This is a genomic window from Rothia sp. HMSC071F11 (assembly GCF_001809115.1).
In the GTDB taxonomy this organism is placed as follows: Bacteria; Actinomycetota; Actinomycetes; order Actinomycetales; family Micrococcaceae; genus Rothia; species Rothia dentocariosa.
Genome location: NZ_KV795771.1, coordinates 107,216 through 124,164, shown reverse-complemented (window position 1 = coordinate 124,164; position 16,949 = coordinate 107,216). Strand labels below are relative to the sequence as shown.

The following is a 16,949-nucleotide window of genomic DNA, read 5'->3' as shown; positions in this document are numbered from 1 at the left end:
TAGCGTGTTATGTGCACCAAGGCATTTTGGCATCCTCGGAAGGAAACTTTTGCCGGTCTAGTGCCCCAGCGCGTCGTGGTCCCTGTCAGTGAAGGGATCCAGCGGATCGCCCGCTGCCCTAGTGCGTTTGGCGATGAACGTCATCAGATGGAACACGATCAAAGTTGCCGCCGTGCCGAGTGCAATACCGGCGAACGACAAGCCCGAGAACTCCCAGGTGTAATCCGCGATGCCCACAATCAGTGCAACAGCGGCGGTCGTCAGGTTAATCTGGTTTGAGAAATCCACGCGGTTCTCGCTCCAAATGCGCACGCCGAGCATCCCGATCATGCCGTAGAGCACGGTTGCGGCACCTCCAAGAACACCCGCCGGAACGGTCGCAATCGCCGCGCCGAACGCCGGGAAAAGCGAGAGAGCGATCGCGAAAATCGCGGCCACCCAGTATGCCGCCGTCGAATACACCTTAGTTGCCGCCATAACACCGATATTCTCGGCGTAGGTGGTCGTACCGGAACCGCCGCCAAAACCGGCGACGGTGGTCGCTAAACCGTCCGCCATGAGCGCGCGACCCGAGTACTCATCTAGGTTCTCGCCCGTCATGAGCGCCACCGACTTCACGTGCCCAATATTCTCGGCAACCAGCACCAGAATCACGGGAATAAACAGCCCGGCAAGCTCCCAGTGGAACTCGGGGTTCTGAAAATGCGGCAGGCCGATAATGCCCTGTTGCTGCACGGTCTTTTCGATGGTCGAGAAGTCTACCTCGCCGCGCACAACCGCAGTCACATACCCGATAATCACGCCCAACAGAATCGAGAGGCGGCCAATAATACCCTTGAACAGCACCGAAATCAGGATAATCGAGATAAGGGTTACGAGCGCGGTGATGGGCGCCTTCATGAAGTTCGCTTTCGCGCTCGGTGCCAGGTTGAATCCGATGAGCGCCACGATCGCGCCGGTCACCACGGGCGGCATGAGTTTCGTTAGCCAGCCGGTGCCCGCAAACTGCACAATAACGCCAACCAAAAAGAGCGACAGACCCGCCATGACGATACCGCCGAGCGCACCCGCCGGGCCATGCTGGTTTGTCGCCGCTGCCAGGGGTGCGATAAACGCAAAGGAAGAGCCCAGATAAGAAGGCACACGCCCGCGCGTGAGCAGCAGGAATAAAACGGTGCCCAGGCCCGAGAAGAACAGTGTGGTTGCGGGCGGGAATCCGGTCAGCAGCGGGACGAGGAAGGTCGCGCCGAACATCGCCACCACATGCTGGGCACCGATGCCGATCGTAATAGGCCAGGCGAGGCGTTCGCTCGGTGCCACGACCGAGCCGGGTTTAATGCTTCTGCCGTCGCCGTGCAGACGCCAGCCGAAACCGGGTTTCTGTGTGCTCATGGGATGCGATCTCCAGGTGAAAGTGAGGACAAAATTCCCAGTAATTCTACACCTGTTGGCTCCTGCATGCGCATTGTAAAAAGGCTCTTGATGCGAATAAACGGATTTTCACCGCTTTATTCACACCAAGAGCCTATTTAGCAGGGGAGGGGGCCGCTACAGCGCCGCCTGCAAATCCTCTAAGTGGTCGTACTTTGAGAGCTCGAAACGTAGATGCCCCTCGGTCGGCGACTGCACCGGCAGGAACGAAGCCTCACGCAAACGCCGCGCGGTCGGCGAGGAAGCAACGTAACCGGCGCCTCCAACAACCTGCAGCTCAAAATGCGTAGCAATCGTCGCCAGATGCGAAACACCCAGACGCAGGCTCAACAAATCGCGACGCTCGGCACACTGCGGCTCACGCGCCAAACGCACCAGCTCATCGCGCAAGCTCTCGTACTCGCCTACAATCAGCGGGAACTCAGAACTGAAAATACCCTGCGAAGCCTCAAGATGCTTCGAAGCCTCCACCAGCGCACCGGCGGCAAGACCCAAGCAGAATGCGGACTGCACCAGTAAGAACGGCGCGGTCACATCGTTAAGGAAACCCTCAAAATTATCGGTCAGAATATCCTCGGTCGGCACAAAAACATCCTCAAAAATGATCGTGCCAGACTCGGTTCCGTTGAGCGCCAGCAGGTTACGGTGATACACAACCTTCAGCCCAGGAACATCCTGGCGAACCGTCACAATATACCGGTTCGGATGCCCCTCCTGCGCATTCTGCACAGCTACCGGCAGCACAATCACGCCGCCCGGGTACAGGTTAGAAGCCCACGACACCGTGCCGTTGAGCTTTACACCGCCCTCTACCAAAGTGCCCAAAACCTTGATCGGCGCAAGCCCCGAAGCCTCCTTATACGCCGCCGCCATCGCACTCGTGCCGCTCGTCGTGGCCTCAGCCAACCCCTCGGGCAGTTCACGGTTCACCGCATCAAAGAACGCAATCGTAGAACGATGCGCCCACAGCGAGAACCCGGTTGTCGCATCCTGCGAAGCAAGGTCAAAAGCAACCGAAACCTGCGGAAGCAAGGACCCGGTGCGCCCCAGAGTCAGCAGACCATCCTTCGCAATCTCGCGCAGATTCTCAAACGGGGAACGCTCACCGGCATCGACGGCATCTGCGTGTTCGGCGGCAAGCGCAAGCACGCGCTCGCGCTGAGGATAATCCTCAAGAGGTTCAAGAGTGAAATCAGACATGGTAGAGAGCTCCTTGATGCAATGTGCAGATGTGCTTATGCGTGTAGCTTGAAGAGACGGTCGATGGGGGTGCTTACGGCTTTGCGGGCGCGAAGTACCGCATCCTCATCGGGGGCGTCGTAGAAGCACAGGCACTTGGCGGTATCCTCACGCACATAGGTGCGCAGGAAGGAGACCTCGGGCACCTCGGCGTACTTGGGTGCGTTCGCCTTCTTGCGAGTCAGGTACTGCTCCATCGTGATTTCGGCGGGAATATCCCACTCGACCAGGTAGTCTGCATCTTTCTTGAGCTTCTTAATGTCGTCGAGTTCTGCGCCCACCAAGCGAACCTCGTCGGGGCCAACCACGGATGCGCGCTCGCCAATAGCCGCAGTGAGGGCGGGCGCGAATGCGGTATTTTCAGACTCGATGATAGCGAAGATCAGCTTGTGATCGGCGGAAACCTGGGTTTCGATGAGCTCCGCGCCTTCGCTCAGGGAGTTGGAAACGGTTTCGATGAGCGCAGTTGCCTCGTCCTTGGATGCGGTTGCTGGGGTCAGCTCGATCAGGTACAGTGCCATGTCTGTTTTCTCCTTAGATAGAACGTTGTCTTTTACCTGCCTGTGCGGCGGGTCTGGCATATACCCTAAACCGGTCGCGGGCGCGGCGCATAATGTTTTTCGCTATGAGTCCTAAAACGAAGATTTAAGAACCCTTCACCCGTCACATGAAGTAATGCAGAGACACAAAACGTCATGTTACAGCGGTGACGGGAATATTTATACGGCGTCTAATGTTTGAGGCGGGTTTAAGATGCTGACGGTTAGGATGCGCAGCGAGCAAAACCTGACTTTTGGTAGCGTAAATACCTGACTTTTGGTAGCGTAGAATGCCTCTATTTACTATCTGACTAGTGAAAATACATGTTTTGTCAGATCTGCTGACGAGGGGCTTATTCTGCCCTCATGCCCCTGCTGGCTAAATAGCGTGCAGTAGCTTATCCTAGCGAGAAATGAGAACTCTATTTTCTCAATAGTATTCTTAATGAGAAAATAGAGCTCCAAATTCTCATTAACTGCCCGTACTTACCTCATTTTTAGGGCATTCCCTATCATGCAGCAGAAAGGAGCGTGGGGTATGCCAGCCATCTCATGGGCTTCTCTCGATTGGGAACAGCAGGCTCTGTGGCAGCATCGTGACCCACTCGCATCCCGTCGTGCTCGTCAGCGGAACACTGGCGAGTTTAAAAGTGCCGTTACACCGCGCATCGCCGAGCAAACACCTCAGCTTTCCCCGCAGCTACATACTCTGGTGCAGGACTGCACGCGCACGATTACTCGCTTCGACGAGCAGCATGCGGCGTTAGGTGGCGTGCCATTTGCGGCGGTGCTTTTGCGGGGTGAATCGGCATCAAGTTCGCAGATTGAAAACCTGACGGTTTCAGCACGTAGGTTATCGTTGGCGGTGGTGGGCGCTTCCGGTTCCACTGTGGGGCATAATGCCGAGTTGGTGGCACGCAATGTTCGCGCCATGCAGGCAGCTTTAGGGGCGGCAGAGAGCCTGACCATTGAATCTATCGTGCATATGCACCATGAACTGACGGCTGGCACCCTAGATGACGCCGGGAAGTTCCGCCAACAGTGGGTGTGGGTTGGCGGGCAGTCGCCTGTAACAGCAGATTATGTGGCACCGCACTGGAAGCTAGTACCCGCCGCCATGAATGACCTCGTTGAATTTATGGCGCGTCGTGATCTTGACCCGCTGGTGCAGGCTGCCATCGCTCATGCACAATTTGAGACTATTCACCCTTTTACTGATGGGAATGGGCGTACCGGTCGGGCGCTTATTTCGGCTTTGCTCATGGCCCGTGGAGTCACCGAACATGTTGTGCTGCCAATTTCTTCGGGGCTTCTGCATGACGTCGCAGACTATATTGCGGCGCTTACCGCATACCGCGCTGGAGATATAGAGCCTATGATCCGGTGCTTTATTCAAGCTTCAAATGCTGCCGTCGAGAACGCTCGTATCTTGGCAGAGGACATCTCCGGATTACGCGATAAAATTCTGGGAACAGCACGTCGAACAACATCCGCTTTGAAGGCGGTCGCCGATTTTTGCTGCACCGAACCGGCTTTTACGGTACAGATGGTGGAGCAGAATACGTCTGTGGCACCGGCAACGATATACCGCATTATCGCAACCCTTGAGAAAGCGGGGGTGATACGCCGTGAGAAAACCTTTGTTGCGGGTCAGCGCGTATGGACAGTTCCTCACCTTAACGATGCGCTTGATGCATTCGCGGCGCGTGCCGGGCGGCGCATCCAGGCTTAATAATCATGTTGTGAAAGGCTCTATGCCCCTCCTGGAATATAACGTAGGCGGCATATATCCAAGTCAAACCACAGGAACTAAAACTGGTGGGTGCATCTTCAAGTATTGAAGATGCACCCACCGCTATATATGCCTAAAACGGAATACTACTTCACATCGCGCATAAGTTTCTGGATGGGCGCACGGCAGAGGAAGAGGACGATACCAGCAATAACCGAGACGGCACCCACCCACATAAAGTAGGAAGCCTCAGTGTCTTGGCTGTAGAACTGTGCGCACCAGCCCGCGAATGCGGTACCCATCGCCAGCGAGGTCCAGTAAAGCGCCATCATGTTCACCTTATACGCTTCGGGCGCGAGCCTGGTGGTCAGCGCCATGCCCGTGGGCGAAATCGTAAGCTCGGCAACAGTGAAGATAAACATGATGATAACCATCCAGTAGACCGACACGCGAGAGACACCCACCTGCGTGAGGAAAACCCAGTATGCCGGGCCGATAATCACGAGCGCGAGTGAGAACTTGGTGGTTGTGCGCGGCTGCCGATCGCCCAATTTCGTCCACATGGCGGCGAACCCCGCCCCCAGAAGAATCACGAAAATAGGGGCAAGGGAATTGACGAGGGTCGGAGGAAGATCCATGCCCAGAATATGCCAGTCGAGTCGCTCATCAGAATAGATGGGAATGACCGTGAACTGCTGCTGGTAGAGCGCCCAGAAAATAGCGTTGGCAATCCAGAGGGGAATAAACGCCCACACCCGCGAGCGTTCGGTGTTGGTTACGTTCTTGGCGGTGAGCAACTGAATAAAAAGAGCTATGGCCCCGATGCCGACGGCGCTTACCACCCACGTGGCGAGGTTGCCTGTAGTCATCCAGCCCATCATGACCAGCAGGAATGTTATGAGAGCTACACCCGCCAGAACACCGGCTAAAATACCGTTCTGACGTGGGGTGAAAGGAACGGTTACTTCGTGCACCGATTCGGGCAGGTTCTTGCGGGTGAGCGCATACTGAATAAGCCCGGCCGCCATACCGATAGCCGCGATTCCGAAGCCGAAGTGGAAACCTAACCAACCCCATCCCCAGCCGGTTAGTGCCGGACCTAAAAGCGCGCCGATGTTGATGCCAATATAGAAAAGCGTGAACCCCGCTTCGCGTTTGGGGTCGTCTTTGCTGTAGAGCGAACCGACCAGAACCGATGCGCTGCTTTTGAGACAGCCCGAACCGATCGCGACCAGAAGCAGACCGGTAATCACGCCAGCGGCACCGGGCATGACCGCAAGAACAATGTGCCCCGCCATAATACCGATAGCGGAATAAAAGAGGGTACGTTCGGGCCCTAGGACGCGGTCGCCCAAAATACCGCCGAGGATCGCCATGAGGTAAACGGTTGCACCATACGCTCCCATAGCGCCGGTTGCTGCCTCTTTGGGGATCCCTAATCCGCCGTCTTCGATAGAGTAGTACAGGTAATAGAGGGCAAGAACCTGCATGCCGTAGAATGAGAACCGTTCCCACATTTCCACGGTGAAAAGATTGGCGAGCATCGGTGGGTGCCCAAAGAATGTTCGCGGCTTCTGCGCCGCTGGTTGTGTGGCTACCATAAAGCCTCCCAAGAATACACAGACCGGAAGTGTTCTAGGTTATATTTCCTCAGTGTATACCTGTGAAATGCATATGTATACAGAAGCTTGTGCAGAAATTAGGCATAAATTCCGTATTTACTCTGCATGAAATCTCATATCTAATGGTGGGGCTGGGGTGTATTGCGTGCACGCGCGCGTGCCTTATGACCTCAAAATTTGTAGAGTTGAAGATGTATCTCACGAAACTATAGAGGAGAATCCCATGAATAACGTACCCCAGGTAACCCCTGCCGATGTTCCTGCCGGTGCCAAGATTATTGATGTGCGCGAAGACTACGAATGGGAAGGCGGTCACGTTGCTGGCGCCCAGCACATTACCCTAGGAACGCTGACCGAGCGACTTGCAGAGCTACCCAGCAAAGATGAAGAATTCTATGTGATCTGCCACGGTGGCGGGCGTTCAAACCGTGCGGCTGAATACCTGCGCCAGAACGGATACCAGGCGAAAAATATTGCTGGTGGAACAAGTGCTTGGTTCACCGCAAAGCTGCCCATGGAAAGCGAAAACGGGCAGGAACCTGCCGTCGTTCACTAATGACGCTATACCCCAAAACTTTGGAATATATACCGTCTGATTAGTGTATATAGTCAAAACGACATATAAGGATACGGCACCCCAGCCCGCGAAATGGCTGCCGGTGCCGTATCCTTTGTATTTGGGTCGAAGCCACGCCGCTCAAGACCGACGGCAACGCACTCTACAATAGGAGACGTGATTCTTCAGCCCGATCAATACCCAACGCTGCACGTGCGCACCCTCGACTTTGAGATCATGCCCGAGGCTGCATACCCCGTGATTGCTGCGGGTGCTCGGTACGCCTATTGGCTTGATTCTGCACGAGAAGAATCGCCTATGTCTCGTGTCTCGTATGTGGGGGTCGTCCCGCGTTGGGCGGCTGTGTTGCGCATCGAAAACGCATGTGAGGCAACAAACCCGACACTTTGGGATGTCCTCGACACTGCGCTTGCCAGCGTGCCTGAGCCCGATAATATTGCCGAACTGCCCGAAGGCTTGCGCGGTGGTTACGTGGGTTATTTCGGGTACGAGGCGCGTGCCGCCCTGCACCCTGGGCGCATTGGATATGCACCCCGGCACACGGCACAAACCCCGGATTCTCTCTGGATGCCTGCCGTGCGGTACCTGACTTATGAACATGAAACCCGCCGCGCGTGGTTGCTGGGCGATAAACCCTGGCTTGAGGAAATCGAGCCGCTTTTGCGCGAACTGGCGCGGGAAGATTCTTTGAGTGAGATACCAGGCGATAACGCGCTTAGCTGCGATAAACCGTCGCCCCAGCTGCGCTTTGAAGCCCCTGAGCGCGAAAGCTATTGCGCAGATATTGAACGTGCACAATGGCATATTTATGAGGGGAATAGTTATGAGGTCTGCCTGAGCGCCGAAAGTACCGCGCGGGTAGAACATCCTCTCACTCCAGATCAGCTTTTTGAGCTGTACCGCACTCAGCGCAGGCATAATCCCGCACCTTACGCCGCTTATTTGCGGTGCGGTGACTTCTCGGTGCTTTCATCGTCTCCTGAGCGTTTTCTGATGGTCGATACGCACGGAAACGCCGAAACGAAGCCGATTAAAGGGACGTGCCCGCGCGGTGCGAATCCTCAGGATGACGCCGCCGCGGCTCACTGGCTGCAGCACGATGCGAAAACCCGTGCCGAGAACCTGATGATCGTCGATCTTTTGCGCAATGACCTCTCGACGGTGAGTGACCCCGCGAGCGTTCAGGTTCCTGTACTCATGGGTGTGGAAAGTTATGCAACGGTGCATCAGCTTGTTTCTACCGTCGCTGCGCGCCTTAAGCCCGAAATTTCCGCGGTGCATGCCAGCGCGGCGTGCTTCCCTGGCGGATCTATGACCGGCGCACCTAAGCCCTCAACAATGAATATTATTGAGGATCTGGAGGCGCGCCCCCGCGGCGTATACTCGGGTGCTCTCGGGTTCTTCTCGGCGGATGGCGGTGCCAATCTCTCTATTGTCATACGCACCTTGGTTGCACACGATAACGGGCTTATAACCCTCGCCGCCGGCGGCGCCATTGTCGCCGATTCAGACCCGAACGCCGAGTACGAAGAAATGTTGACGAAACTGCGTGCGGCGCTTCCGCCGAGTGTGGGGCGCATCGTTGAAAAAGGTGTGAGTAAGCAGAGCGTTGCCGCGACCGACCAGGAAAGCCCAGGAATATTATGAATTTTGTCTTCGACATCGACGGTACCACCAGCTTTAACGGCATGGTGATCGAACCCGCCATTGAGCGCGAAATTTATGCGCTGCTGCAGGCAGGACACCGCGTGGTTTTTGCCTCCGCCCGACCGGTGCGCGATATTCTGCCCATGCTCTCTGAGGATGCGCGCGCGCATAGCGGGCTGGCGCTGATCGGCGCGAACGGTTCGCTGCTGTATCGGGACGGGCATCTGCGGGCGCGGGAATACCTAGATGCGCATAGTTATGCGAAAATTCGGGATCTTATCGAACGTCACAGGCTGCACTATATTGCGGACTCCCTGGATTCTTACGCCTTTGATTTGCCCGATGCGCATGTGCTCGTGGAAAGGCTAAACCCCGAGGGAACCGATCGCCTAGTTTCCTTGAAAGACCTGGAGAATCCGGTCAAAATAATTCTGCTTGACATCAATAATCCGCATCTTTACGCCGAGCTTGAAGAGACTATTGCGAGCCTAAACCTGCATGTGACTAAGCATCAGGATGCCACCACGAGTATTGACCTGGCGCCCGGGGGAGTGCATAAAGTTTCGGCTCTGCCGCAGGCGCTTGGCGCGCGCCCGGGTGAAAAACCCGGCCCTTATATCGCGTTCGGCAATGATATGAACGATGTAGGGCTGCTTGAGGGCGCGCAGTATGCGGTTGCGGTGGGCTCGCATGAGGCCCTGCTGCCGCTCGCAGATCTGACGGTGGATCCGCACCCGGATGCGGTCGCCGCCGCCATCCGCGCACTCGCCTCCTCGTCCGTCTTGTAAAAAGACTCTTTATTTATATCAAGCGGGTTTTAACGCTTTATTCACTATCAAGGCTCTTTTGATGCGGCATATTCGATGCAGTCTGAAATCCGATGAATCATCGCAGAATACCCCTATTTCACATAATTTCGGCTATGCTCTAGAGGTGGTTTCACAAAACCATCTTTCCGCACACAATATTTGAAGGAGCATCACCGATGAGTGAAAACATTACGTCCGGTCAAGAAAAACCGCAGAATTCCCCGTCTGTTCAGCAAACTTCTTCTCAGCAGCCTATGATGCAGCCCGCACCGACAGCTTACGCCGCTGCAGCTTCAATACCAGCCACTCGCCCCAAAATTACGGCGTTGGCTATGACCGCTTTTATAGTCAGTCTGGCGTGCGCGCTCTTACGCCTCGTTGAGTTCGGTACCATGAGGTCTGCCATGAGCTCTCTGCAGACTGTGGCTGCGATGAATGGCGGGCAGTCACTCAGAAACTACAATACTCTAGAATCGTTTGTGTCCTTTATTTCTCTTCCGCTGTTCCTCAGCATTATTCTGTACATCCTGTTTGGTGTTTTCATCTACCGAGGATACAACTGGTCGCGTATCGTCATGACCGTTATTGCTGTTTTGGCCCTTGCCGGTATTGTTTTGCACACGTTTATCACATCGGCGGCTTTGAGCGGTATGAATGAAGAGAGGTCATCGCTCGCGCCCGGTTTTACGTCTTCCCTTTCTACGCTCATTGTGATCTACGTGGTGTTGTTTATCGCTAACGTTGCCCTGATTGTTTTCTTGTGGCTACCCGGGACCAACAGGTTTATGCGTGACTCCAAGGCGTACCGTCTGGCACAGAATCCGATGGCTCAGCCCACAGTCGTACAGGCGCAGCCCGTTCAGCCGTACCAGAACTAACCTGCATATTTAGGGTAGTAGGTGCTAAAAAGGCTCTTTATGTGAATAAAGAGCCTTTTTTACACGGCAGAGAGCCGGGACGCACCCCTAAAGCATAGCCCTGGACGCCCACCGCCAGCCCGTGCCCGGGGTAACCCGCTAAACTTGAAACATGACTAAACTTTCCGAAACCCTGCCTATTGAAGAAGCCCGCGAACGTCTGCGCCAGCTCATCTCCGAGCTTGCCGTGGTGCGCGGTAAAGTGACTCTCGCCTCCGGGAAAGAAGCCGACTACTACGTCGACTTGCGCCGTATCACCCTGCATCACGAAGCGTCGCGCCTGGTCGGTCAGGTGATGCTCGATCTGCTCGATCGCAACGGCATCGAGTTTGAGGCCGCCGGTGGTCTAACGATGGGCGCCGACCCCGTTGGCTCCGCAATTATGCGCGCGGCGGGCGATCAGGACCGCGCTATCGATTCGTTTGTGGTGCGTAAGGCGCAAAAGTCCTACGGCATGGGTCGCCAGGTTGAGGGGCCTAGCGTTGAGGGTCGCCGCGTGGTCGCCGTTGAAGATACTTCCACCACCGGAGGGTCTGCGTTAACCGCCGTGGATGCGCTGCGCACAGCGGGCGCCGAGGTCGTCGCCGTCGCCGTCATCGTAGACCGTGCAACCGGGGCGAAAGAACATATCGAGGAGGTTGCCGGGGTTCCCTGCTTCTACGCCTACTCCAAGGATGATTTAGGGCTCGACTAGGGGCTTTATAGGTGCCCGCGCGTGCCGGTAGTTAGCGGCGTGCGGGCATTGCCGCACCGCATGCCCCCCCGAATCCTTCGCCGCGCATCCGGCACTATATGTACGCGCCATCAGAAAGAAACCATGAGTTTCCCAAGCCATCAGACCCCCCTTGACCCCTCAGATTCCGGGCAGGATTCCCGCGTGAACGAGCCTGCAGAACCGCAGAATACACCGCAGGAGTACCCCGAAAGCGAGGCTTTCGGAACGCCCCGGTTTGAGGTTGGCGTCGGCCCCTGGGAGGGCGAGTGGCCCGAGGGCGAGCATTGGGATGAACAGCTTCTGCGCGAGGGCGACCGGCGCAATGTGGTTGATAAGTACCGTTACTGGAGCATGGAGGCGATTATCGCCGACCTTGATACGCGCCGCCATGATTTTCACGTCGCGATCGAGAATTGGCAGCACGATCTGAATATCGGTACCGTGGTGCGCACCGCGAACGCCTTTTTGGCGAAGGAAGTGCATATTATCGGTAAGAAACGCTGGAACCGGCGCGGTGCGATGGTGACCGACCGGTACCAGCATGTACGGCATCACCCCACGATTGAGGATTTTGTGGCGTGGGCGCAGGGCGAGGGGCTGGACATTATCGGCATCGATATTTTTCCGGATTCGGTGCCGCTTGAAACCTACGATCTGCCGAAGAATTGCGTGCTGGTTTTTGGGCAGGAAGGCCCAGGGTTGTCGGAGGAAATTCATGCCGCCGCGCGCGATACGCTCTCGATCGAGCAATTCGGTTCAACCCGGTCGATGAACGCGGCAACCGCCGCCGGGATCGCGATGCACGCCTGGGTACGCCGCCATGTTTTCGGGCAAAAACCTTAAAGCAAATACACCGCGAGCAGGTAGGATTTTGCCGAAAAGGTAGGATTTTCCTACCTGCTCGGACCAAAAACCACCTGCTCGCGGTGTTGTGTAGGGGAGTGAACCCCTAGCCTACCGGAACGTTCACGTTCACGAGCGAGAAAAGATCCTTCGGATCGTCCGGGTTCGCCACCAGGTCAATGAACTGCTGCAGATCGGTACCCCGGGTTGCCTCGCGTGCATAGCGCAGCGCCGAGAAGTCGGCGATCGCAAAGCCCACCGAATCGAAGAGAGTAATCTGCTCATCCGAGACGCGCCCGGGCTCCTCGCCAGTCAGAACCTTCCAGAACTCCACCACAGGGAAGTCCGGGTCCTTCTGCTGAATTTCACCCTCGATGCGGGTCTGCGGAGGGAACTCCACGAACACTGTCGAACGATCCAAAATCTCGCTTTCCAGCTCGGTTTTGCCGGGGCAGTCGCCTCCAATAGCATTCAGATGCACGCCGGGTTTCACCTGCGAATTTAGAAGCACCTTTGCCTGCTGTTTATCGGCGGTGCAGGTGGTAATAATATCGGCGTCTGCAACGGCCTCGTCCACGCTGGATGCGGCATGAATCCTGAACCCCAGCGGCTCCAGATTACGGCGGAACTTCTCGATAGCGGCGGGATCAACATCGTATACCACAAGGTCTTCGATGCCGAGGACGGCGCGCATCCCAAGGGCTTGGAACTCGGACTGCGAACCGGCGCCGATCATCGCTATCTTCCGCGAATCCTTGCGCGCCAGATGCTTAGCCACCATGGCAGAAACAGCGGCGGTACGAAGGGCGGTCAGCAGGGTCATCTCCGCGAGGAAGACGGGGTAGCCGTTATCCACATCAGCCAGCAGACCGAACGCGGTCACGGTTTGGTATCCGCGTGCAGGATTTGAGGGGTGCCCGTTCACGTACTTGAAGGAATAGATGATGTTATCTGAGGTCGGCATTAACTCAATCACGCCGAAGGGGGTGTGGGATGCCACGCGCGGAATCTTATCGAAGCTCTGCCATTTCTTGAAATCTTCTTCCAAGAAATTCACCATACCGGCAATAATATTCCCAACGCCGTCACGCTGAATCCACTGTGCCATGGATGCAACATCAACAAATTCAACCCTGTGGTCGGTCACGATAATCTCCTTAGTCGTGAGAGGCTGACATGAAATACTGAACCAGTATATCAGCGGTCAAATGTATAGATTATTACTGTGATGTATATAATATTCCCCGGAATACGCTGACAATATGCATGACATTATGTCAGCGTAGTGTGTGCAATATCCGGAAAATAATGTGTGTAAAAAGCTACTTCCGATCCTCATCCGAATCATCGTCGTGTTCGGCAAGTTCCGTGAAGTAATTCTTGTAAACGCCCTCATTCGAGAGCTTACGCGCCATCGGAGGAGCCGCAATCACCGGAACAGCGCCCGTGAAGCCCTCACGAACACGCGCAACCTCATTCACGCGATCGCGCACCACAAACCAACCAATAATGAGCAGCGGAATCACGAAAAGAAGCGAGATGAGAGTCCATGTGCCCACGGGGTAGTCGAGTGCCATCAGCACAATAACAATAGCCATGAAGGTCAGAACCGACCAGTCGGCAAAGCGCCCGCCGGGAGCACGGTACTCGGGGCGTGTGTACTTTCCTTCCTTAGCCAGCTTGAGGAACTTCTGATGCGAGAGCGAAATAGCAACCCAGGATGCCATCGTACCGAAGGCCGCAATATTGAGCACGACCTCAAACGCCTGTTCGGGAACAATGAAATTCAGAACCACACCGAAAAGCCCCACCACGCCGGTCAGCAGAATACCCGCCACCGGAACGCCCGACTTAGAAACCTTAGTTGCGAACTTCGGCGCAGACCCGGCAACACCCATCGAATGCAGAATACGACCGGTCGAATACAGCCCCGCGTTCAGCGACGATGCGGCGGCGGTAATCACGACCAGCTGCATGATCGGGGCGCTCGCGGTCACGCCAATATTGTCGAAGAAGGTCACGAAGGGCGACTCGTCATCGCTGTAGACGGTGTACGGCATGAGCAGGCACAGCAGCACTACGGCGCCCACGTAGAAGATGGCAATGCGCCACACCACAGCGTTGATAGCGCGCGGAATAATCTTCTTGACGTCCTTTGTTTCGCCGGAGGTGGTGCCCACCAGTTCGATACCGGCGTATGCGAACACAACGCCCTGTACGACGATTAATGCCGGAAGAATACCCTGCGGGAAGAGCCCCTCATGTGACATAATCAGCGGAATACCGGGTTGCACGCCGTTGATGGGCTGTCCGAAGATGAGGTACCAAATACCAACCGCCATGAAGGTCAGCAGTGCCAGAATCTTGATGAGTGCAAACCAGAACTCCAGCTCGCCGAAGAGCTTAACCGAGACCAGGTTCAGGGACACGGTCACAATCACCACGATGAAGGCGGTGAGCCATTGCGGTAGGTCGGCAAAGAATTGGTTATATCGCCCAAACCAGGAGATGTAGATAGCAATTGCGGTCGCATCCGCCACAGCTGTCATGGCCCAGTTGAGCCAGTACAGCCAGCCGGAGACGAACGCCGCCTTTTCGCCGTAGAATTCACGGGTGTACGAGACGAACGAGCCAGAGGAGGGGCGGTGCAGGATCAGCTCGCCCAGTGCGCGCAGGATCAGATAGCCGAAGAACCCGCAGACGGCGAAAATGATCGCAAGCATGGGACCAGCCTTTTCGAGACGCCCGCCTGTCCCCAAGAATAGACCGGTACCGATAGCGGAACCGATCGCAATCATTTGAAGTTGTCGAGCGCCTAGCCCCTTGTGCAGACCTTCCTGCTCATGAGCGAAGGCGTCTTCGTGGTCTGGTCGCGTCATAGGTTTTTTAGGTGAATCGAGACTCATATTTTTCCTTATGACCTGCGGCGCCCAGCGGGAACGATGGTGTACCTTCTCAGAGCGCCACAATACGGTGTTGTTCCACGCGGATATATAGTAAATTCCGGAAGCCGCATGGAGTTTTTTAAGACTATAGCAGACCAAGTATAAGAATGTTACGGGGAGCACACCCCGATAATATGCGTGTCAATGCATAATGCACGTACTACTGTGATGCCGGGAATATTCCAAAAATTGTTATTGAAATTTAATAAATGCAGTTTATTCCTTGCTATAACAGGGAACATAAAATTATCCCTGACTCATAGAAAAATATGTGTGTATTTATACAGACAGGGTGTACGGGATACGAGGAAACGGCGCTCGCCTTTCGTGGATTTAGCTGCCGCCCAGTGCGTGAATCTTTCGGTCGAGGCGCTTCTTGCGGCGGGTCAGCAGCCACCAGCCGGGCACGTGCAGCGCGGATTTGCGCCCCACCTCGATAACGGAGGGGAGCTTCTTCTTCGCGAGAGCGGTATCTATCTCAAGGTCGGTGGCACCTTCGGCGCGCATCCGTTCAATGAGAGCGAGGGATTTGGCGACGGGGCCGCCTCCGATGACGTGCGCATCCATGCGGGCTTGAATCGCCGCACGGCGTTCTTGCAGGCGTGCCAGCCGTGCGTTCTTAGGGTTATTTTCACCCATTCGGCGTTCCCCTCATTATGATGACAATGACTCTCAAATACGGGCTAAAATGCCTCATCAAAGCCCGAAATAAGCCGAAAAACCGGCGCTTTCAGTCTACAGAAAACCCTAACCCCCTTGGTAAAATAGTCTCTGTAGATGGCGTTCAGACACGCCGACAAAACCACGGGAATTTACGTTTTCCCGCACCCTAGTCAAGGAGTCAGCATGGCTATTGCAACCCCCGAAGTCTACGCAGAGATGCTGGAGAACGCGAAAGCAAAAGGCTTCGCCTACCCGGCAGTAAACGTCACCTCCTCGCAGACCCTCAACGCCGCTCTTCGCGGTTTCGCTGAGGCTGGTTCTGACGGTATTGTTCAGGCATCCACTGGTGGCGCAGCGTACTGGTCGGGAGCATCGAAGAAGGATATGGTCGCTGGTTCCCTGGCATTCGCGGCATACGCTCGTGAGATCGCCAAGCAGTACGACGTGAACATCGCGCTGCACACTGACCACTGCCCCAAGGACAAGCTGGATGGCTTTGTTCTTCCCCTGCTCGCCGAGTCTGAAAAGGCTGTGGCGCGCGGCGAAGACCCCATCTTTAACTCCCATATGTGGGATGGTTCCGCTATTGATCTTGACGAGAACCTCAAGATTGCGGCTGAGCTTCTGGAGCGCACCAATAAGGCAAAGATTGTGCTTGAGGTTGAAATTGGTGCCGTTGGCGGCGAGGAAGACGGCGTCGAAGGCGCTATTGACGACTCCCTGTATACCACCGTTGATGACGCGGTGAAGACCGTTGAGGCTCTGGGTCTGGGCGAGAAGGGCCGCTACATTGCGGCGCTGACCTTCGGTAACGTGCACGGCGTGTACAAGCCCGGTAACGTGCACCTGCGCCCCGAACTGCTCAAGCAGATTCAGGACGAGATCGGTGCTAAGTACGGTAAGGAGAAGCCGTTCTCGCTCGTGTTCCACGGTGGTTCCGGTTCGACCGCTCAGGAGATCGCTGATGCGGTTTCCTACGGTGTGATCAAGATGAACATTGATACCGATACCCAGTACGCTTTCACCCGCCCGGTCGCCGGTCACATGTTCACCAACTATGACGGCGTGCTCAAGGTTGACGGCGAGGTCGGCAACAAGAAGGCATACGACCCCCGCGTATGGGGCGCTAAGGCTGAAGAGGGCATGGCAGCTCGCGTGGTTGAGGCATGCCAGCAGCTCGGCTCGGCAGGCAACTCGCTGAACAAGTAGGTAATTCTTAGCCGGCTTGCCCCGGCATAAAAAGGCTCTTTATTCCAATAAAGCGTATTAT

15 protein-coding genes are annotated in these 16,949 nt (G+C 55.7%); 8 read left to right on the top strand and 7 right to left on the bottom strand.

The window, feature by feature from the left end:
- Positions 1-57: 57 nt before the first annotated feature.
- The 3 genes from HMPREF2554_RS10475 to HMPREF2554_RS10465 form a co-directional block, all read right to left on the bottom strand.
- Positions 58-1,392, bottom strand: coding sequence for a uracil-xanthine permease family protein (locus HMPREF2554_RS10475; protein WP_070555267.1), 1,335 nt, complete (start codon positions 1,390-1,392; stop codon positions 58-60).
- A gap of 156 nt (positions 1,393-1,548) precedes the next feature.
- Positions 1,549-2,631, bottom strand: a complete 1,083-nt coding sequence (locus HMPREF2554_RS10470; RefSeq protein WP_070555264.1) for an acyl-CoA dehydrogenase family protein — start codon at positions 2,629-2,631, stop codon at positions 1,549-1,551.
- 35 nt (positions 2,632-2,666) lie between these two features.
- On the bottom strand, positions 2,667-3,191 hold the full coding sequence (locus HMPREF2554_RS10465; protein ID WP_004005853.1) for a DUF4242 domain-containing protein: 525 nt from the start codon (positions 3,189-3,191) through the stop codon (positions 2,667-2,669).
- A gap of 556 nt (positions 3,192-3,747) precedes the next feature.
- Here HMPREF2554_RS10465 and HMPREF2554_RS10460 point away from each other — a divergent pair.
- Positions 3,748-4,941, top strand: coding sequence for a Fic family protein (locus tag HMPREF2554_RS10460; protein ID WP_070555261.1), 1,194 nt, complete (start codon positions 3,748-3,750; stop codon positions 4,939-4,941).
- Positions 4,942-5,087: 146 nt separating this feature from the next.
- On the opposite strand, the gene HMPREF2554_RS10455 is transcribed toward HMPREF2554_RS10460, so the two are convergent.
- Positions 5,088-6,542, bottom strand: a complete 1,455-nt coding sequence (locus HMPREF2554_RS10455) for a peptide MFS transporter (protein WP_070555257.1) — start codon at positions 6,540-6,542, stop codon at positions 5,088-5,090.
- A 244-nt stretch (positions 6,543-6,786) separates the two neighbouring features.
- Here HMPREF2554_RS10455 and HMPREF2554_RS10450 point away from each other — a divergent pair, with 244 nt between their 5' ends.
- The 6 genes from HMPREF2554_RS10450 to HMPREF2554_RS10425 all read left to right on the top strand — a co-directional run bounded on the left by HMPREF2554_RS10450 (position 6,787) and on the right by HMPREF2554_RS10425 (position 12,071).
- Entirely contained in the window at positions 6,787-7,119 is a 333-nt protein-coding gene (locus tag HMPREF2554_RS10450) for a rhodanese-like domain-containing protein (protein WP_004005850.1), read from the top strand.
- A gap of 177 nt (positions 7,120-7,296) precedes the next feature.
- Positions 7,297-8,787: an anthranilate synthase component I family protein gene (locus tag HMPREF2554_RS10445; RefSeq protein ID WP_070555254.1), complete on the top strand. Its 1,491-nt coding sequence runs from the start codon at positions 7,297-7,299 to the stop codon at positions 8,785-8,787.
- Entirely contained in the window at positions 8,784-9,575 is a 792-nt protein-coding gene (locus HMPREF2554_RS10440; RefSeq protein WP_070555251.1) for an HAD-IIB family hydrolase, read from the top strand. The genes HMPREF2554_RS10445 and HMPREF2554_RS10440 overlap by 4 nt, the downstream gene beginning before the upstream one ends.
- Positions 9,576-9,772: 197 nt before the next feature.
- Positions 9,773-10,474, top strand: a complete 702-nt coding sequence (locus HMPREF2554_RS10435) for a C4-dicarboxylate ABC transporter permease (RefSeq protein WP_070521506.1) — start codon at positions 9,773-9,775, stop codon at positions 10,472-10,474.
- 151 nt (positions 10,475-10,625) lie between these two features.
- Positions 10,626-11,207: an orotate phosphoribosyltransferase gene (gene pyrE / locus HMPREF2554_RS10430; RefSeq protein WP_013398063.1), complete on the top strand. Its 582-nt coding sequence runs from the start codon at positions 10,626-10,628 to the stop codon at positions 11,205-11,207.
- A gap of 123 nt (positions 11,208-11,330) precedes the next feature.
- Positions 11,331-12,071, top strand: a complete 741-nt coding sequence (locus HMPREF2554_RS10425; protein ID WP_070555248.1) for a TrmH family RNA methyltransferase — start codon at positions 11,331-11,333, stop codon at positions 12,069-12,071.
- A 106-nt stretch (positions 12,072-12,177) separates the two neighbouring features.
- On the opposite strand, the gene HMPREF2554_RS10420 is transcribed toward HMPREF2554_RS10425, so the two are convergent.
- The 3 genes from HMPREF2554_RS10420 to HMPREF2554_RS10410 form a co-directional block, all read right to left on the bottom strand.
- Entirely contained in the window at positions 12,178-13,218 is a 1,041-nt protein-coding gene (locus HMPREF2554_RS10420) for an ornithine cyclodeaminase (RefSeq protein WP_004005844.1), read from the bottom strand.
- Positions 13,219-13,393: 175 nt separating this feature from the next.
- Complete coding sequence (locus HMPREF2554_RS10415) at positions 13,394-14,977, bottom strand: amino acid permease (RefSeq protein WP_070555245.1); 1,584 nt, start codon at positions 14,975-14,977, stop codon at positions 13,394-13,396.
- Positions 14,978-15,349: 372 nt separating this feature from the next.
- The gene (locus tag HMPREF2554_RS10410; protein WP_070555241.1) at positions 15,350-15,655 is read right to left on the bottom strand and encodes a hypothetical protein; all 306 of its coding nucleotides are present in this window, start codon (positions 15,653-15,655) and stop codon (positions 15,350-15,352) included.
- Between the two features lie 207 nt (positions 15,656-15,862).
- On the opposite strand from HMPREF2554_RS10410, the gene fbaA reads away from it, so the two are divergent.
- The gene (gene fbaA, locus HMPREF2554_RS10405) at positions 15,863-16,888 is read left to right on the top strand and encodes a class II fructose-bisphosphate aldolase (protein WP_004005841.1); all 1,026 of its coding nucleotides are present in this window, start codon (positions 15,863-15,865) and stop codon (positions 16,886-16,888) included.
- Positions 16,889-16,949: the final 61 nt, after the last annotated feature.

What these genes read in the sequence shown, in the direction of transcription:
- HMPREF2554_RS10475 (WP_070555267.1), bottom strand. Translation starts at nt 1,392, where the DNA reads ATGAGCACACAGAAACCCGGTTTCGGCTGGCGTCTGCACGGCGACGGC.
- HMPREF2554_RS10470 (WP_070555264.1), bottom strand. Translation starts at nt 2,631, where the DNA reads ATGTCTGATTTCACTCTTGAACCTCTTGAGGATTATCCTCAGCGCGAG.
- HMPREF2554_RS10465 (WP_004005853.1), bottom strand. Translation starts at nt 3,191, where the DNA reads ATGGCACTGTACCTGATCGAGCTGACCCCAGCAACCGCATCCAAGGAC.
- HMPREF2554_RS10460 (WP_070555261.1), top strand. Translation starts at nt 3,748, where the DNA reads ATGCCAGCCATCTCATGGGCTTCTCTCGATTGGGAACAGCAGGCTCTG.
- HMPREF2554_RS10455 (WP_070555257.1), bottom strand. Translation starts at nt 6,542, where the DNA reads ATGGTAGCCACACAACCAGCGGCGCAGAAGCCGCGAACATTCTTTGGG.
- HMPREF2554_RS10450 (WP_004005850.1), top strand. Translation starts at nt 6,787, where the DNA reads ATGAATAACGTACCCCAGGTAACCCCTGCCGATGTTCCTGCCGGTGCC.
- HMPREF2554_RS10440 (WP_070555251.1), top strand. Translation starts at nt 8,784, where the DNA reads ATGAATTTTGTCTTCGACATCGACGGTACCACCAGCTTTAACGGCATG.
- HMPREF2554_RS10435 (WP_070521506.1), top strand. Translation starts at nt 9,773, where the DNA reads ATGAGTGAAAACATTACGTCCGGTCAAGAAAAACCGCAGAATTCCCCG.
- pyrE (WP_013398063.1), top strand. Translation starts at nt 10,626, where the DNA reads ATGACTAAACTTTCCGAAACCCTGCCTATTGAAGAAGCCCGCGAACGT.
- HMPREF2554_RS10425 (WP_070555248.1), top strand. Translation starts at nt 11,331, where the DNA reads ATGAGTTTCCCAAGCCATCAGACCCCCCTTGACCCCTCAGATTCCGGG.
- HMPREF2554_RS10415 (WP_070555245.1), bottom strand. Translation starts at nt 14,977, where the DNA reads ATGAGTCTCGATTCACCTAAAAAACCTATGACGCGACCAGACCACGAA.
- HMPREF2554_RS10410 (WP_070555241.1), bottom strand. Translation starts at nt 15,655, where the DNA reads ATGGGTGAAAATAACCCTAAGAACGCACGGCTGGCACGCCTGCAAGAA.
- fbaA (WP_004005841.1), top strand. Translation starts at nt 15,863, where the DNA reads ATGGCTATTGCAACCCCCGAAGTCTACGCAGAGATGCTGGAGAACGCG.